Source organism: Azospirillum sp. A23 (genome assembly GCF_042938965.1).
Taxonomy (GTDB): domain Bacteria; phylum Pseudomonadota; class Alphaproteobacteria; order Azospirillales; family Azospirillaceae; genus Azospirillum; species Azospirillum melinis.
On the sequence record NZ_CP170664.1, the window covers coordinates 122,504 to 138,644 of the forward strand.

Genomic DNA, 16,141 nt, shown 5'->3' on the forward strand with positions numbered 1-16,141 from the left:
TCTCCGGGGCTTCTTACCCTCTCCCCCCCGGGGAGAGGGAAGGGGCCCACCGCTTTGCGGTGGGAAGGGTGAGGGGGACGCGCGGCGGGATGCTCGCGAAAACCCTGCAACGCATCCCCCTCACCCTGACCCTCTCCCCGGGGGGGAGAGGGAAGTGGACCGCGGTAGTCGCGCAAATCCTCCTCACTCTCCTCCTCCTCGCCACCCCCGCCGCCGCCTTCACGCCGCAGGATCCGCCGATGCTGCGCGATCAGGTGCGCTACGGCCTCATCCCCCCCGTCCGCCAGCGCATGCCGGACGAGCCGCTGATCGTCGATGTGGAGGGCAAGGGTCGCGACCTCGGCCTGTCCGGCGGCTGGATCCGCACCTTCATCACCCAGCGGCGCAACAGCCGCATCGCCGTGCTCTACGGCTATGCCCGGCTGGTCGGCTACACCGCCAAGCGGGAGATCGTACCCGACATCCTGAAGGACGTGCAGGTCGTCGACGGCCGCGACTTCACCCTGACCCTGCGGGCCGGCCACCGCTGGTCCGACGGCGCTCCCTTCACCAGCGACGACATCCGCTACTGGTGGGAGGACATCGCCAACAACCCGATGCTGTCGCCGTCCGGCCCGCCGCGCTTCATGCTGGTGGACGGCAAGCCGCCGCAGGTCAGCTTCCCCGACGCCGTCACCGTCCGCTTCCACTGGGACGAGCCGAACCCCTATTTCCTGCCGACGCTGGCCGCCGCCCGGCCGCCCTTCATCTACCGGCCGGCCCATTACCTGAAGCGCTACCACGCCCGCTACACCAGCGAGGCGGAGCTGGCGCCGCTGCTCGCCAAGTACAAGGTCCGCAACTGGGCGGCCCTGCACAACGCGCTGGACGACATGTTCCGGATGGAGAACCCGGACCAGCCGACGCTCCAGCCCTGGATGGCGGTCTCCAAGGGCACCGGCAACCACCTGCTGTTCCAGCGCAACCCCTATTACCACCGCTTCGACCGGCGCGGCGTGCAGCTTCCCTATGCCGACGGGCTGGACGTGACGGTGATGGGCGGCGGGCTGATCCCGGCCCAGGTCGCCACCGGCAAGGCCGACCTCCAGGCCGAGGGGCTGACCTTCTCGCAGGTGCCGGTGCTGGTGTCGGGGGAGAGGCAGGGCGACTACCGCACCCTGCTGTGGCCGGAGGGCAAGGCGGCGGAAATCGCCCTCTACCCCAACCTGAACTACAACGACCCGGTCTGGCGCACCCTGCTGCGCGACGTGCGCTTCCGCCGCGCCCTGTCGATGGCGATCGACCGCCGCATCGTCAACCGCTCGCTCTTCTTCGGGCTGGCGCAGGAGAGCGGCGTCGACGTGCTGCCGGGCAGCCCGCTGTTCAAGCCGGAACGCAAGGGGGTGTGGACCGGCTACGACCCCCGCCAAGCATCGGCCCTGCTGGACGAGATCGGGCTGAAACGCAAACGCGGCGAGCTGTACCGCGAGCTGCCGGACGGCCGCCCGCTGGAGGTGATCGTCGAGACCTCGGGCGAGAAGCCGGAAATCTCCGACGCGATGCAGATCATCGCGGAGACCTGGCGCGACATCGGCGTGCGGCTGCTGATGCGCACGGTCGACCGCGACGTGCTGCGCAACCGGGTCTATGCCGGCCAGACGATGATGGCGGTGTGGGGCGGCTGGGACAACGGCATCCCCGATCCCGACAGCAGTCCGGAGGAGCTGGCCCCGATGACCCAGGAGAATTTCAGCTGGCCGAAATGGGGGCAGTATTACCAGACCTCCGGCAGCGCCGGCGAACCCATCGACATGCCGATCCCGCAGGAGCTGATGGACATCGCCCGGCGCTGGCGCCACACCACCGACGAGACCGAGCGGCGCGCCCTGTGGTCGGCCCTGCTCGACATCCATGCCGACCAGATCTACGCCATCGGCGTGGTGTCGAAGACGCCGCAGCCCATCGCCGTGTCCAACCGCCTGCGCAATGTCCCGGACAAGGGGCTGTGGCTGTGGGATCCCGGCGCCTATCTCGGCGTCTACCGCCCCGACGAGTTCTATTTCACCGACGCCCGCCCGGCCGATCCCGAGCCGGTCGGCATCCACCGCGGGGAGGACTGACGGCCATGCTGCGCTTCATCCTGCACCGGCTGCTGGTGATGGTGCCGACGCTGTTCGTGGTGTCGATGCTGATCTTCACCGTCATCAACCTGCCGCCCGGCGACTATCTGTCCAACCAGATCGCCGAGCTGCGCGCCACCGGCCAGGAGGCCGGGCTGGCGAAGGCGGAGTTCCTGCGCCACGAATATGCGCTCGACCGCCCGCTGGCCGAACAGTACCTGATCTGGATCGGCGTCTGGCCGGGGCCGAACGGCTTCCACGGCCTGCTCCAGGGCGATCTCGGCTGGTCCTTCGAGTTCAACAAGCCGGTGGCCGCGGTGGTGGGGGAGACGCTGTGGTTCACCGTCATCCTCAACCTCGCCGCCGTGCTGTTCGTCTATCTGGTGTCCTTCCCGCTGGGGGCGCTGGCGGCGATCCGCGCCAACAGCTGGGTCGATTACCTCGCCGCCGCCGTCGGCTATATCGGGCTGGCGACGCCCAATTTCCTGCTGGCGCTGATCCTGCTCTATTACGGCCAGAAATGGCTGGGCCTGCCCATCGGCGGGCTGGTCGATGCGACATACGAGGACCAGCCGCTCAGCTGGGCCAAGGCCGGCTCGGTGCTGGAACACCTGATCGTCCCGACCATCGTCATCGGCCTGTCCGGCACCGCCGCCATGGTGCGCCGCCTGCGCGCCAACCTGCTGGACGAGCTGGGCAAGCCCTATGTCGTCACCGCCAAGGCCAAGGGCGTGCCGCCGCTGCGCCGGCTGACCCGCTATCCGCTGCGCATGGCCCTGAACCCCTTCGTCTCCGACATCGGCTCGCTTCTGCCGTCGCTGGTGTCGGGATCGGTGCTGATCTCCGTCGTGCTCAGCCTGCCGACCATCGGCCCGGCCCTGCTGGAGGCGCTGCGGGCGCAGGACATCTTCCTGTCCGGCTTCATCCTGATGTTCATCTCGCTCCTGGTGCTGGTCGGCATGCTGGTCTCCGACATCGCGCTCGCCCTGCTCGACCCCCGCATCCGCCTGGGCAAGGCGAGGAAGGCCCAATCATGAAAGAAAGGGGCATGAAAGAGGGGGGCATGAAAGGCGAGGGCATGAAGGCTCCGGTCACGGGCGGCGGCACCGGCGGCTGGGAGCATTACGTCGACGACCGGCCCTATCCCGATCCGGCCGCGGCGGACGCGCCGGCCACCCGCTTCGACGCGAACGCCTCGACCGGCCGGCTGATGCTGCGCCGTTTCCTGCGCCACCGGCTGGCGGTGCTGGGGGCGCTGTTCCTGGGCCTGTCCTATCTCAGCCTGCCCTTTGTCGATTTCCTGGCACCCTACGGCGCCAACGAGCGCGACGTGGAGCATCTCTACGCCCCGCCCCAGGGCGTCCACCTGTTCCACGAGGGCCGGTTCATCGGCCCCTTCGTCTATCCGACCACCGGGCGGCCCGACCTGAAGGATTATCGCTGGCGCTACGAGACCGACGAGAGCCGGCCGATGCCGCTGCAGTTCCTCTGCCCCGGCGCGCCCTACCGCTTCCTGGGTCTGGTCGAATCGCGGGTCCGGCTGGTCTGCCCGCCACCGGGGGCCTCGCTGCATCTGCTGGGCACCGACCGGCTCGGCCGCGACATGCTCTCGCGCCTCGCCATCGGGGCGCAGCTGTCGCTGACCGTCGGGCTGCTCGGCATCGCGGTGTCCTTCGCCATCGGCATCACGCTGGGCGGCATGGCCGGCTATTTCGGCGGCTGGATCGACGCCGGGGTGCAGCGCCTGTCGGAAATCCTCAAATCCCTGCCGGAGCTGCCGCTGTGGCTGGCGCTGTCCGCCGCGGTGCCGGCGCAATGGTCTCCGGTGACGGTGTTCCTCTGCATCTCCGTCATCCTCGGCCTGCTCGACTGGCCGTCGCTGGCCCGCGCCGTGCGCTCCCGCTTCCTGGCTCTGCGCGAGGAGGATTTCGTCATGGCGGCGGAGCTGATGGGCGCCAGCCCGGCGCGCATCATCCGCCGCCACCTGCTGCCCAACTTCGCCAGCCACCTGCTCGCCAGCGCCACCCTGTCGATCCCGGCGATGATCCTCGGCGAAACGGCGCTGTCCTTCCTGGGGCTGGGCCTGCGCCCGCCGGCGACCAGCTGGGGGGTGATGCTGAACGACGCCCAGAACCTTATGGCCGTGGAAACCTATCCCTGGGTGTCATTGCCGATGCTGCCGGTGATCCTGGTAGTCTTGTCCTTCAACTTCTTCGGCGACGGCCTGCGCGACGCCCTGGATCCCTATCATGGCGACTGACCCTTCATCGCCGTCGGAAGCCGGCTGGCGGCCTGTCCGGCGCTCATATATATCACAGCGCATAGATGCGTTGCCCTTACCCGGTCGGAAGTCATATTGATGCGCGGCAAAATCCATGTGAGGGGTTCTCTCCAGGCTGGAGCTTTGCCGCCGGTGCCTGGACGCCCCCGCAACCACCGGCGCCGAACCGGTTCCAAAGACAAGCACAGCGATCTGTTCCGCAACGGATTGTCGGTTCCGAAGCATTGCTGAAGCGGAGTGTCCGAGCATGCACCAGCCACAGCCGCCCCTTCGGCCCCTCCATCCCGACCGGACGCCGCCGCGCATCCTGCTCTACAGCCACGACACCTTCGGGCTCGGCCATCTGCGGCGGTCGCGGACGATTGCCCAGGCGCTGGTGTCGGCCTTTCCCGACGCCTCCGCGCTGATCCTCACCGGCTCGCCGGTCGCCGGCCGCTTCGACTTTCCGGAGCGGGTCGACCATGTGCGCCTGCCCGGCGTGGTGAAGCAGCCCGACGGCGGCTACACCGCCCGCAACCTCGGCCTGCCGATCGAGGAGACCACCGCGATCCGGGCGGAGATCATCCGCGCCACCGCCCGCGCCTTCCGCCCGACGCTGGCCATCGTCGACAAGGAGCCGACCGGCCTGCACGGCGAATTCCTGCCGGCGCTGGACGAGATGCGGGCCAGCGGCAACACCCGCATCGTGCTGGGCCTGCGCGACGTTCTGGACGCGCCCGAAGCCCTCCAGCCGGAGTGGGAGCGCAAGGAGGCGGTCGCCGCCATCGAACGCTATTACGACCAGCTCTGGATCTACGGCCTGCCGGAGGTCTACCGCCCGCTGGACGGTCTCGACCTGCCGGCGGAGATCGCGGCGCGGCTGCGCTACACCGGCTATCTGAAGCGCGAGCCGACGGAGGGCGGCGGCGCCGTCCAGGCCGCGGACTGCCCGATGACGGGCCCCTACGTGCTGGTGACGCCGGGCGGCGGCGGCGACGGGGCGGCCCTGGTCGACTGGACCATCGCCGCCTACGAGAGCGATCCGGACCTCGTCCCCCGCGCCCTGATCGTCTACGGCCCCTTCCTGGAGGACGCCCGCCGCCAGGAGTTCGCCACCCGCATCCGCCAGCTGAAGGGCAGGGTGGAGACCATCAACTTCCATTCCCGCATGGAGGATCTCTATGCCGGCGCGGTCGGCGTGGTGGCGATGGGCGGCTACAACACCTTCTGCGAGATCCTGTCCTTCGACAAGCCGTCGGTGCTGGCCCCGCGCATCCGCCCCCGGCTGGAACAGCGCATCCGCGCCGAAGCGGCGGAGGCGCTGGGGCTGCTGCGCACGCTGGACAGCGACCGCGACGGCGCCGACCCGCGGGCGATGGCGGACGCCATCCGCGCGCTGCCCGGCCAGCCGCCGCCCTCGGCCAGCCCGCTGCCCGGCCTGCTCGGCGGGCTGGAGCGCATCGTCGACCTGACGCGCGAGGTGCTGGCGGCGGACTCAGTGCTCCCGCGCACCACCCCCGTCACCCCGATCCGCCGGGCGGCGGAACGGCTGTCCCGCGCCATGGCAGGCAAGCGCGCATGAATTCCGGACTGGGGAAGGACGGCCCTATGCCGTCCGGTGTGCCGACCCGTTTGCCGCCCCGTTTGCCATTGAAAATCGCCGTGGTGGTGAAGGGCTATCCCCGCCTGTCGGAGACCTTCATCGCGCAGGAGCTTCTGGCCCTTCAGGAGCGCGGCATCGATCTGGCGATCTGGTCGCTGCGCCATCCCACCGACAGCCGCCGCCACGCCCTGCACGACCGCATCGCGGCACCGGTCCATTACCTGCCGGAATATCTGCGCGACGAGCCGGCCCGCGTGCTGCGCGCGCTCGGCCGCCTGATCCTGCGCCACCCGGCCGGCCTGCTGCGCACCGCGGCAGGGTGGCTGCGCGACCTGTGGCGCGACCGCACCGCCAACCGCGGGCGGCGCTTCGGGCAGGCGCTGGTGCTGGCGGCGGAGCTGCCGGCCGACGTGCCCTTCCTCTACGCCCATTTCCTGCACACCCCGGCGTCGGTCGGGCGCTATGCCGCTGCGATCCGCGGCATAGGCTGGGGCTTTTCCGCCCATGCCAAGGACATCTGGACGACGCCGGAGTGGGAGAAGCGCGAGAAGCTGGCCGACGCCCGCTTCGGCGCCACCTGCACCGCGGTCGGGGCCGCCCATCTGCGCGCGCTGGCCGCCGACCCGTCACGCATCGACCTTGTCTATCACGGGCTCGATCTCTCGCGTTTCCCCGCCCCGCCGGACCGCAGCGACGCCCCCGCCCGAGACGGCTCCACCCCCGAGCGCGCGGTCGAGATTCTGTCGGTCGGCCGGCTGGTGGAGAAGAAGGGCTATGACCGGCTGCTCGACGCGCTGGCGACGCTGCCGGACGGGCTGCACTGGCGGCTGGTCCATATCGGTTCCGGCGACCTCAAGCAGGCCCTGCGCGCCCAGGCCGAACGGCTGGGGGTGTCGGACCGCATCGAGTGGCGCGGCGCCCAGGATCAGGCAACGGTGATCCAGGCGCTCCGCCACGCCGACCTGTTCGTGCTGACCAGCGTGGTGGCCGGCGACGGCGACCGCGACGGCCTGCCCAATGTGCTGATGGAGGCGGCGAGCCAGCGCCTCGCCATCCTCTCCACCGCCGTCTCCGCCATCCCCGAATTCATCGCCGACGGCACCCACGGCCTGCTGACCGACGGCACCCCGCCCGCCATCGCCGCCGCGCTGGAGCGGCTCGCCACCGACCCGGCGCTGCGGCTGCGGCTGGCCGACGCCGCCTATGGCCGGCTCCGTGCCGAGTTCGGCATGACCGCCGGCATCGACCGCCTCGTCCGCCGGCTGGAGGAGGCCGCGGCGTGACCGCCCCCCAAACCACCCTCTCGCGCATCGCCTTCTACGCCCCGCTGAAGCCGGTCGACCACCCGGTCCCCTCCGGCGACCGCCAGATGGCGCGGCTGATCCTGCGGGCGTTGGAGGCAACCGGCCCGGTGGAGGTGGCGAGCGGGCTGCGCGTCTATGACGGTGCCGGCGACCCCGCCGCGCAATCCCGCCTGACCGCCGCCGCCGCCGCCGAGTGCGACCGGCTGCTGTCGCTCTATGCCACAGAGCCGGAGCGGCGTCCGGCGCTGTGGCTCAGCTACCATGTCTATTACAAGGCGCCCGACCTGATCGGCCCGGTGATCGCCCGCCGCCTCGGCATCCCCTATGTCGTGGTGGAGGCGACCCGCGCCCGCAAGCGCCTGACCGGCCCCTGGGCCGCCTTCGCCGCCGCCGCCGAGGCCGCCATCGAGGCCGCGGCCCTCGTCCTCTGCGTCAGCGCCCGCGACCGTCAGGCGGTGGAGGCCTACGGCCCGCCCGGCCAGCGGGTGGCGATGCTGCCCCCCTTCCTCGACCTGCCGCCCGCAATCGAGCGCGGCGAACCGACCATGCCGCCCTGGCTTTTGACTGTCGCCATGATGCGGCCGGGCGACAAGCTGGCCTCCTACCGCCTGCTGGCCGACGCCCTCCACCTCGTGGCAACCCGGCCCTGGACGCTCGACATCGTCGGCGCCGGCCCGGCGGCGGCGGAGGTGGCGGCGCTGTTCGCTCCCTTCGGCCCGCGGGTGACACTGCACGGCGCTTGCGCCCCCGCCGACCTCGCCGGCCATTACCGCGCCGCCGACCTGCTGGTCTGGCCCGGCCTGAACGAGGCGTTCGGCATGGTCTACCTGGAGGCGCAGGCCCATTCCGTGCCGGTGCTCGCCATCGACAATGCCGGCACCGGCACCGTCATCCGCGACGGCGTCGGCGGCCGCCTGACCGGTCCCACCCCGGAGGATTTCGCCGCAGCCCTGTCCGCCCTGCTGGCCGATCCTCCGGCCCTGCGCGACCTCGGCCGCAGCGCCCGCGCCCATGTCGAGGCCCACCACGCCCTGACCGCAGCCGCCGAACGCCTGCGCGGCCTGCTGACCGGACTGCCCCCCGGACGGATGCCATGATCCGCCTCGCTTTCCTGCGCCACGGCATCACCGCCTGGAACCGCGAGGGCCGCATCCAGGGCCGCACCGACATTCCCCTCGATCCGGAAAGCCGCGAACAGCTCGCCGCCCTGACCCTGCCGCCGGACTGGCGCGCCGCCACCCTGCACGCCAGCCCGCTGTCGCGCGCAGTCGAGACCGCCACCCTCATCGGCAAGGGCCGCCCCGTCCACACCGATCCGCGCCTGATCGAGATGGACTGGGGCGCCTGGGAAGGCTTGCATGGCCGCGACCTGCGCGCCGACTCCGCCAGCGGCTACCGCGACCTGGAGCAGTGGGGCTGGGACTTCCGCCCCCCCAACGGCGAAAGCCCCGCCGACGTGCGGGAGCGGTTGAGAGGGTGGCTGAAGGACTTGGCGCCTCCCCCTTCCCAGGACCAATCCCCTCTCCCCCCCGGGGAGAGGGAGAGTTATCTCATCGTCACCCACATCGGCGTGATGCGCGTCGCGCTGGCGCTCGCCTGGGGCTGGGACTTCCGCGGCCCGCCGCCGGTGCCGGTCAAGCGCAACCGCCTCTACGCCTTGGGTCTGGCCGCCGACGGCACGCTCCGCCCGGCCGTGCCCAGGGAGGGGGAGCGCCTGTCATGAGGCTGCTGATCGCCGTCACCCATCTGCTCGGCACCGGCCATCTCAGCCGCGCGCTGGCCCTGGCGGAGGCCTTCACCGCCCGCGGCTGGCGCGTCGATGTCGCCAGCGGCGGCCGTCCCGCCCCTCACTTGGCCCCAAATCCAACGGGCGGCAGCGCCACCCTGCACCAGCTGCCGGCGCTGGCGAGCGACGGCGCCGACTTCGCTACCCTGCTGGGCGCCGACGGCACCCCCGCCGATGCCGGCCTGTTCGCCGCCCGGCAGGCGATACTGACCGGCCTGCTCGACAGCCTCCGCCCTGACGTGCTGATCACCGAACTCTTCCCCTTCGGCCGCCGCGCGCTGGCCGCCGAGTTCGACGCCCTGCTGGAGCGTGCCCGCGCCCTGCCGCAGCCGCCGCTGACGCTGGCCTCGGTCCGCGACATCCTGGCCCCGCCCTCCAAGCCCAAGCGGGTGGCCGAGACCGAGGACCGCCTGCTGCGCCTCTATGACGGCGTGCTGGTCCATTCCGATCCCGCCCTGATCCCGCTGGAGGACAGCTGGCCGCTGACGCGAGCGATGAAGCCGCTGCTGCGCTACACCGGCTTCGTCGTGCCGCCGCCGCCCGTTCCCGACGACGGCACGGACGGCAATGCCGAGATTCTGGTCACCGCCGGCGGCGGTCCGGTCGGCCGCCCGGTCTTCGAGGCCGCAGCCCAATGCGCCGCCTCCGGCGCCCTGCCGCAGCGCTGGCGCCTGCTGGTGGCGAAGGGCGACGCGGCGCTGGCCGACCGGCTGCGCGGCCTGGCCCCGCCCGACCGCCTGTTGGTGGAGCCGGTGCGCCCCGACTTCCGCGCCCTGCTGGGCCGGGCCTCCGCCAGCGTCGGGCGCTGCGGCTACAACACCGCGCTCGACTGCCTGACCGCCGGCGTCCCCAGCGTCTTCTGCCCCTTCGAGGACGGCAAGGAGGTCGAGCAGACCATCCGCGCCGCCATCCTGGCCCGCCAGCCCGGCATCGCCACCCTGCGCGAGGCCGACCTCACCCCCGACAGCCTCGCCAAAGCGTTGCAGTCCGTGCTCGGCGCCCGCATCCCGCCGCTCAGCCCCGCGGCACTGGCCGGTGCGGCGCGCAGCGTCGAGATCGTCGAAGCCCTGCTGGCGGAGAAGACATCATGACGAGCTGGACCGCCGTAGACGAAGAACTCGCCCGCTGGACCGGCCTCGGCCGCCGCTGCCCCCTGTGGCTGCGCGACGACGACGCGGTCGCCGCCGGCCCGCAACTCGACGGATTGCTGAAGCGCTGCGCCCGGTCCGGCATCCCGCTCGGCCTCGCCGTCATCCCGGCCGATGCCGAACCGTCGCTCGCCGAAGCCATCGCCGGTCACGCGCACGTCACCCCGCTGGTCCATGGCTGGTCCCACACCGACCACGCCGCCCCCGGCCGGAAGAAGTGCGAGTTCGGCCCGGAGCGCCCGCCCGAGGTCCGGCAGGCCGAGGCCGGGCGCGGCCTGTCCACCCTGCGCGGCCTGTTCGGCGACCGCCTGCTGCCGCTGTTCGTCCCGCCCTGGAACCGCATGGCCGCCGACATGCCGGCCCGCCTGTCGGCCGCCGGTTACCGCGCCGTCTCGGCCTTCGGCCCGTCGCCGAATCCTCATGACGGCATCGCCTGGATCAACACCCACCTCGACCTGATCGACTGGCGCGGCAGCCGCTCCGCCGTGCCGCTCGACGCCCTGCTCGACCTGCTCTGCCGCGAACTGCGCGACCGCCGCGAGGGCCGGCGCAGCCCGGCAGAGCCCATCGGCCTGCTGACCCACCACCGCGTCCACGACACGGCGATCTGGGACCTGCTGGACCGCCTGCTCGACCGGCTGGCCGGCCATCCCGCGGTGGAATGGCCGCCTGTCGGCGGCCTGGGGTGAAATAGGGCGGGGGCCATGTCGCAGGTGGAGAATGGATGTTCCGCCGCCTTCCGGAACTTCCCTTCGACAAAAGCATCACCACCACCGGAACGTGCCGAGCGCCCCAATACGCTCCACGGTAAGTCCGATACGCTTTTGAAAAGAATGCAACCGCAGTCGATCCTCAAGCTCCGGTAGTCGGGCGCGGCTCACGCCGCATCGGCCATGACGATCCCCGCGAAGCACATATAAGAGGAAACGAAAATGATCATCAATAATCTGAAGGCCGGCCTTCCCTATATCAACGGCTCCGACGAAGGCGATTATATATCCGGGCGTAATGCCTACGCCACCTACTATCAGGTCAACGACATCATCATCGGCGGGCGCGGCAACGATTACATGGTCGGCAATGGCGGAAACGATATTTTCGTCTTCCGTCCGGGCGACGGCTGGGATGTCATCGCGGACTTCTATGGCAACATGCGCGGCGAGAAGGACACGCTCGATCTCACCGCTTTTTCCGACATCAAGACCAGCGCGGACGTCCTCGCCCGCGCCACGGCCGACGGCGGCGACACGATCATCACGCTGGCCCCGGACTCCTCCATCCGCCTGGAGGGGGTGAGCCTGTCCCAGTTCAAGACCGGCGTGGATTCCGGCTGGTACGGCCTGCTGCTCGATCCGCCGGAACATGACGTCCCGTCGGGCAACGCCATCTACCTCAACGAGACGGCAATGACCGTCATCGAAGGCAGCGGCGGCGGCACCACCATGGTCGAGGTGCCGGTCACCCGCACCGGCGATCTGTCCGGCAACGCGACCGTGGAGTGGTCCGTCGGCTTCGCCGGAGGCCCCAGCGATCTGCGCCAGCGGGCGGATGCCAGCGATTTCGTCGGCGGGCAGAGCGCCCTGGCCGGTTCGGTTACCTTCGAGGCCGGCCAGAGCAAGGCCGTCATCCGGCTGCCTTTGTGGGCCGACAACAATGGCGAATACTCAAAGGAGCATTTCCAGGTTTCGCTGAAGAATCCGTCCGACGGCTATAGCGTCAACCCGTCGCAGACCACCGATGTCGCCATCAGCAACGACGACGCCCCCAGGGAGGTCCTTGGCACATTCCAGGATAATTTCCTTGCCGGCGATGTCGGAGACCAGTGGATCGTCGGATATGGCGGCAACGACTACATGCTGGGCGGCGGCGGCACCGACACCTTCATCTTCGGCCATGGCGACGGCTGGGACGTCATCGGCGACTTCCAGGCCGGTGCCGGCGGCGACCGGCTCGCCATCGGGCAGTTCAGCGACCTGCACTCGATGGCCGATTTGACGATGGTCGCGGAGGGCAACGACCTTACAATCGTGCTTTCGGCATCGGATACGGTGAAACTGCAGAATGTCCAGGCAAGCCAGTTGACCGCCGACAACTTCCTGTTCGCCGCCTGAGGACGGGCCGGAAGGAGGGGGTGGGGACGGGCGGCGCCTGCGGTCCGATGCCGGAGCGCCGCCTTACCCTGTACCGAATCCGTTCCGTCGCTTCAGAGGAAGACCCGCAATGACCGACCGCCAGCAGGCCCGCGCCGCCTTCGCCGACCTCCACAAGGACGGCTGCTTCGTCATCCCCAACCCGTGGGACATCGGCAGCGCGCTGATGCTGGAGCATCTCGGCTTCCGCGCGCTGGCGACCACCTCGGCGGGGTTCGCTTTCTCCTGCGGGCTTCCCGACACCGATTGGGCGGTGCCCTGCGCGGACATGCTGTCCCACATCGCCGGCATCGTGCGCGCGACCGACCTGCCGGTGAATGCCGATTTCGAATCCGGCTATGCCCATGACCTCGACGGGTTGGCCCGCAACCTGCGGCTCTGCGCCGACACCGGCGTCGCCGGCCTGTCGGTGGAGGACGCCACCGGCGATCCGGCGAAGCCGCTGTACGAGTTCGATCTGGCCGTCGAGCGCATCGCCGCGGCGGCGGAGGCCCTGCGCGGAACGGGCGTGCTGCTGACCGCCCGCTGCGAGGCCGTGCTGGTCGACCATCCGGCCGCCGTCGAGGAGGCGATGCGCCGGCTGCCGGCCTATGCGGCGGCGGGGGCCGACGTCCTCTATGCGCCGGGCCTGCGCACACCGGAAACCATCCGGGCGGCGGTCGAGGCGGTGGGACCCAAGCCGCTCAACCTGCTGGTCTCGGCGCCGATCGGCCTGACGGTGGCGCAGATCGCCGAGTTGGGCGTGCGGCGGATCAGCCTGGGCAGCGCGCTCAGCCGCGCCGCCTGGGGCGGCTTCCTGCGGGCGGCGCGGATGCTGGCCGACGAGGGCCGGTTCGACGCGCTGGCCGAAGCCGAGCCGTTCGACGCCCTGAACGGCTTCTTCCGGACACAGAACCGGGACAGCCGGCAGAGCTGAAAACACAAATAAAGGGCCGGTCCGCGTCAGTGACGACGCGGACCGGCCCGGCAGTGCGATGGAGGTGTGCGACAGAAAAGCTGCGCCTTACGCCGCGTGGTCGGTGATGAAGCCGGTGGCGGTGCCCAGGTTGGTGTTGTCGTGGGTCAGGTGCAGCAGGAAGTTCTCCGTGCCTTCATTGGCGGCGTTGTCGCCGGTGATGTGCACGGTGACCGTCTTGGTGGTCTCGCCCGGCTGGAAGGTCAGGCTGCCATGGGCGGCGGTGTAGTCGGTGCCGGCCTTGGCGGTGCCGTCCTCGGTCGCATACTCGATGGTGGTGGCGGTGGTGACCGCCTTGGCCAGCTGCACGGTGAAGACCGCCTCGTCGCTGCCGGCGACGGTGCCGGAGTTGCCGGAGTTGGCGGCGAGGCCCGCCTTGATGATGTTCATCTTGGTCGGATCGACGGTCTTGTAATCGTCCTGCAGCAGGCCGCCGACGTCGCCCGATTCCGGCGTCCAGGCCCAGTAGGTCCAGTTCATGCCCTGTTGGCCGGCCGCCAGATCGCTCTTGCCGTCCAGGTTCCAGTCGCCGTTCATGTACTTGATCAGCGTGCTGGCCCAGGTCTGCTCGGCGGCGCTGGTCATCTGGCCGCCGAACTCGCCGACCAGGATCGGGGCGATGTTGTTCTTGTAGATGTAGCCCCACATGCTGTCGTACTGGGCCGGCAGGTTGTCCGGATAGCTCGGATCCGACAGCCAGCTGAACTGCCCGACGCTCTGGCCGTAGGCGTGCGGCGAATAGACCAGCTTGTTGGGGGTGTCGAACTCGATGGGATGGGTCTTCACGCCGGCCAGCGTGCTGCTCCACTCCGTGCCCTCGACCAGCAGCAGCCAGTCCTTGTTGACGGTCTGGATCGAGTTGCCGATGCGCTCGGCCGCCGCGGCCCAGTCGGTGGCCTGGTTGCCGTCACCCCAGGTGGCCGACACGCTCGGCTCGTTGTGCAGGTCGGCGCCGATCACCGCCTTGTTGCCGGCATAATGCTCGGCCAGCATCTTCCAGTTTTCGATGACCTTCGATTCGGGGTTGTTGTCGGTGTACCACAGCCCGTGCTCGTTGGTGCCGGCGCCGCCGTCGTTGCGGTGGTGGTCGAGGATCACCTTGATGCCGTTCTTGCCGGCATAGTCGATGACCTTGTCATAGACCTCCAGCCGGGTCAGGCCCTTCAGGTCCGGGTTCTTCGAATAGTCGATGCCGTTGGTGACCGCGGTGCTGTCGAACATGTCGTCGGCCCAGGTCAGGCGGATGACGTTGAAGCCCAGATCCTTCATGCTGTCGATGTGGTGCTGGTAGCTGTCCGCCCACAGACCCGACGGCACGTAGTTGTAGCCCTCGCCGCCGAACCAGTTGACGCCGGTCAGGCGGACGTTGTTGCCGCTCTCGTCGACGATCTGGTTGCCGTTGGTGTGCAGGAAGCCGTTGATCGTGCTGCTGCTCTGCACCATGCCCGGATCGGACACCGTGACGTTGCCGACCTTCAGCGACAGCGAGGTGTCGCCGCCCGTCGTGCCGCCGGTCGAACCGCCGGTGGAGCCGCCCGTCGCCCCGCCCGTGCTGGTGCCGCCCTTGCCGGCGTCGGTGGAGCCGCCCGCCGAGCCCCCCGTGGAGCCTGTCGAGGCCGCGAAATGGCTGGCATCCAGCTTGGCGGTCAGCGTGGCGTCCCAATAGAGATCGGTGGTCGCCCCCAGCTCGGCACCATCGGCGGTGCGCTGGACCGACATGGCGGCGTCGGTGGCCGCCACGCTCTTGCCGTCGACGCTGACGCTGTGGACGTACAGGTTGCGGTCGGTGCCGTCGATGACGGCGTCGTTGTCGTACTTCACCTCGACCGAATGGGCGGCGCCCTGCGTCAGGTCGGCGGTGAACTTGTAATCCTTGGCGTCGGTGCTGGTGGCCGTGCCCTCGCCGATGGCCTTGCCGTCGACCAGCACGGTGAAGTGAGCGCCTTCGCCGCCCGCCGCGTTGCCGGCGGCATTCACGGTGATGACGTTCTGCGCGGTGCCGGCGGCCGGAGCGGCAGGGGCGGCGGGAGCGGCCGGGGCCGCGGTCTGGGCGCCGCCGTAGTAGTTGGCGGGGGTGCTGAAGGTCAGCGCGCCGTCCCACCACATGGCTTCCTGGCCGGCCTGCGTCGGCGCCGGGGCGGCATCGTCATAGCGTTCGTAGATGGCGTCGGTCGGCTTCAGCGTGTGGCCGTTGACCTCGATCGACTGGACGTAAAGGTCGCGAAAGGCGCCGGTCGCGGTGTCGTTGTCGTAGACGACCTGAATCTTGTGCGCCGTGTTCGCGGCAAGGTCGGCGGTGAAGCTGTATGCCTTCGACGAGGGGTCGGCCGCATTGGCCGAACCGACCTCCTGACCATCCACCAGCAGCTTGAAATGCGGCGTGACGCCATCCAGGGACTGGCCGTAGGCGTTGACGACGATCTTGCTCGGCGAGGTGGTCGTGCTCATGACTTCGATCCTATGTCCGTTGTGTTGAAGCCATGCTGGGGCTCCAATGGTTAACGAAACCTTTCCAAATCCGGTTAACTTTTCTCGAACCTTGTGGCAAATTTGGCCCAGATCGTCACAGGGGTGTTCAAGGGGGAGGGATCAGATCAGCGCACTATATCCCATCATGGTCACAGGTTTCGCCGTCATGCCAACAGTCTTCCTTTAATAACGCCAATATCCACTTTGCCTTTGCTGAGCTTGCACAGTTACTCTCAAAAGACATAGATGGGATGACCCGATACACTCCCCACAGATGCGCATCATTATTTCAAAAATACCGCGAGATGATTGCAGATATGATCCATAAATACTGACACATTCGGGCACTGGATTGATAGACACCTGT

At 69.5% G+C, this 16,141-nt stretch carries 12 protein-coding genes; 11 read left to right on the forward strand and 1 reads right to left on the reverse strand.

Translation table 11 applies throughout. The features are described from left to right. The first annotated feature begins 89 nt into the window (after positions 1-89). From ABNQ40_RS05980 to ABNQ40_RS06030, 11 genes are all read left to right on the forward strand, one after another. A complete protein-coding gene (locus ABNQ40_RS05980) occupies positions 90-2,099 on the forward strand; it encodes an ABC transporter substrate-binding protein (protein WP_109490591.1) in 2,010 nt (669 codons plus the stop codon). A gap of 5 nt (positions 2,100-2,104) precedes the next feature. Then, positions 2,105-3,136: an ABC transporter permease gene (locus tag ABNQ40_RS05985; protein ID WP_109490592.1), complete on the forward strand. Its 1,032-nt coding sequence runs from the start codon at positions 2,105-2,107 to the stop codon at positions 3,134-3,136. A gap of 26 nt (positions 3,137-3,162) precedes the next feature. Beyond that, positions 3,163-4,359 (forward strand): ABC transporter permease, encoded by a 1,197-nt coding sequence (locus tag ABNQ40_RS05990; RefSeq protein ID WP_247880140.1) that lies wholly within the window; start codon positions 3,163-3,165, stop codon positions 4,357-4,359. 268 nt (positions 4,360-4,627) lie between these two features. Beyond that, complete coding sequence (locus ABNQ40_RS05995; RefSeq protein WP_109490593.1) at positions 4,628-5,941, forward strand: glycosyltransferase family protein; 1,314 nt, start codon at positions 4,628-4,630, stop codon at positions 5,939-5,941. A 26-nt stretch (positions 5,942-5,967) separates the two neighbouring features. Then, a complete protein-coding gene (locus ABNQ40_RS06000; protein ID WP_109490594.1) occupies positions 5,968-7,245 on the forward strand; it encodes a glycosyltransferase family 4 protein in 1,278 nt (425 codons plus the stop codon). Beyond that, a complete protein-coding gene (locus tag ABNQ40_RS06005; protein ID WP_109490595.1) occupies positions 7,242-8,363 on the forward strand; it encodes a glycosyltransferase family 4 protein in 1,122 nt (373 codons plus the stop codon). Before ABNQ40_RS06000 ends, ABNQ40_RS06005 begins: the two co-directional genes overlap by 4 nt. Next, a complete protein-coding gene (locus ABNQ40_RS06010; protein ID WP_109490596.1) occupies positions 8,360-8,989 on the forward strand; it encodes a histidine phosphatase family protein in 630 nt (209 codons plus the stop codon). The genes ABNQ40_RS06005 and ABNQ40_RS06010 overlap by 4 nt, the downstream gene beginning before the upstream one ends. Further along, the gene (locus tag ABNQ40_RS06015) at positions 8,986-10,143 is read left to right on the forward strand and encodes a glycosyltransferase family protein (RefSeq protein ID WP_109490597.1); all 1,158 of its coding nucleotides are present in this window, start codon (positions 8,986-8,988) and stop codon (positions 10,141-10,143) included. The genes ABNQ40_RS06010 and ABNQ40_RS06015 overlap by 4 nt, the downstream gene beginning before the upstream one ends. Continuing rightward, the gene (locus ABNQ40_RS06020; RefSeq protein ID WP_109490598.1) at positions 10,140-10,889 is read left to right on the forward strand and encodes a polysaccharide deacetylase family protein; all 750 of its coding nucleotides are present in this window, start codon (positions 10,140-10,142) and stop codon (positions 10,887-10,889) included. The genes ABNQ40_RS06015 and ABNQ40_RS06020 overlap by 4 nt, the downstream gene beginning before the upstream one ends. A 243-nt stretch (positions 10,890-11,132) precedes the next feature. Continuing rightward, positions 11,133-12,311: a hypothetical protein gene (locus ABNQ40_RS06025; protein WP_109490599.1), complete on the forward strand. Its 1,179-nt coding sequence runs from the start codon at positions 11,133-11,135 to the stop codon at positions 12,309-12,311. Between the two features lie 109 nt (positions 12,312-12,420). Then, positions 12,421-13,266, forward strand: coding sequence for an oxaloacetate decarboxylase (locus ABNQ40_RS06030; RefSeq protein WP_109490600.1), 846 nt, complete (start codon positions 12,421-12,423; stop codon positions 13,264-13,266). Between the two features lie 87 nt (positions 13,267-13,353). Here the strand turns inward: ABNQ40_RS06030 and ABNQ40_RS06035 are convergent, their stop codons facing one another. Beyond that, positions 13,354-15,753: a cellulase family glycosylhydrolase gene (locus ABNQ40_RS06035; protein WP_109490601.1), complete on the reverse strand. Its 2,400-nt coding sequence runs from the start codon at positions 15,751-15,753 to the stop codon at positions 13,354-13,356. Positions 15,754-16,141: the final 388 nt, after the last annotated feature.

Coding starts and splice junctions, on each gene's coding strand:
- ABNQ40_RS05985 (WP_109490592.1), top strand. CDS start 2,105: ATGCTGCGCTTCATCCTGCACCGGCTGCTGGTGATGGTGCCGACGCTG.
- ABNQ40_RS05980 (WP_109490591.1), top strand. CDS start 90: ATGCTCGCGAAAACCCTGCAACGCATCCCCCTCACCCTGACCCTCTCC.
- ABNQ40_RS06025 (WP_109490599.1), top strand. CDS start 11,133: ATGATCATCAATAATCTGAAGGCCGGCCTTCCCTATATCAACGGCTCC.
- ABNQ40_RS06010 (WP_109490596.1), top strand. CDS start 8,360: ATGATCCGCCTCGCTTTCCTGCGCCACGGCATCACCGCCTGGAACCGC.
- ABNQ40_RS05995 (WP_109490593.1), top strand. CDS start 4,628: ATGCACCAGCCACAGCCGCCCCTTCGGCCCCTCCATCCCGACCGGACG.
- ABNQ40_RS06020 (WP_109490598.1), top strand. CDS start 10,140: ATGACGAGCTGGACCGCCGTAGACGAAGAACTCGCCCGCTGGACCGGC.
- ABNQ40_RS06000 (WP_109490594.1), top strand. CDS start 5,968: ATGCCGTCCGGTGTGCCGACCCGTTTGCCGCCCCGTTTGCCATTGAAA.
- ABNQ40_RS06030 (WP_109490600.1), top strand. CDS start 12,421: ATGACCGACCGCCAGCAGGCCCGCGCCGCCTTCGCCGACCTCCACAAG.
- ABNQ40_RS06035 (WP_109490601.1), bottom strand. CDS start 15,753: ATGAGCACGACCACCTCGCCGAGCAAGATCGTCGTCAACGCCTACGGC.
- ABNQ40_RS06015 (WP_109490597.1), top strand. CDS start 8,986: ATGAGGCTGCTGATCGCCGTCACCCATCTGCTCGGCACCGGCCATCTC.
- ABNQ40_RS05990 (WP_247880140.1), top strand. CDS start 3,163: ATGAAAGGCGAGGGCATGAAGGCTCCGGTCACGGGCGGCGGCACCGGC.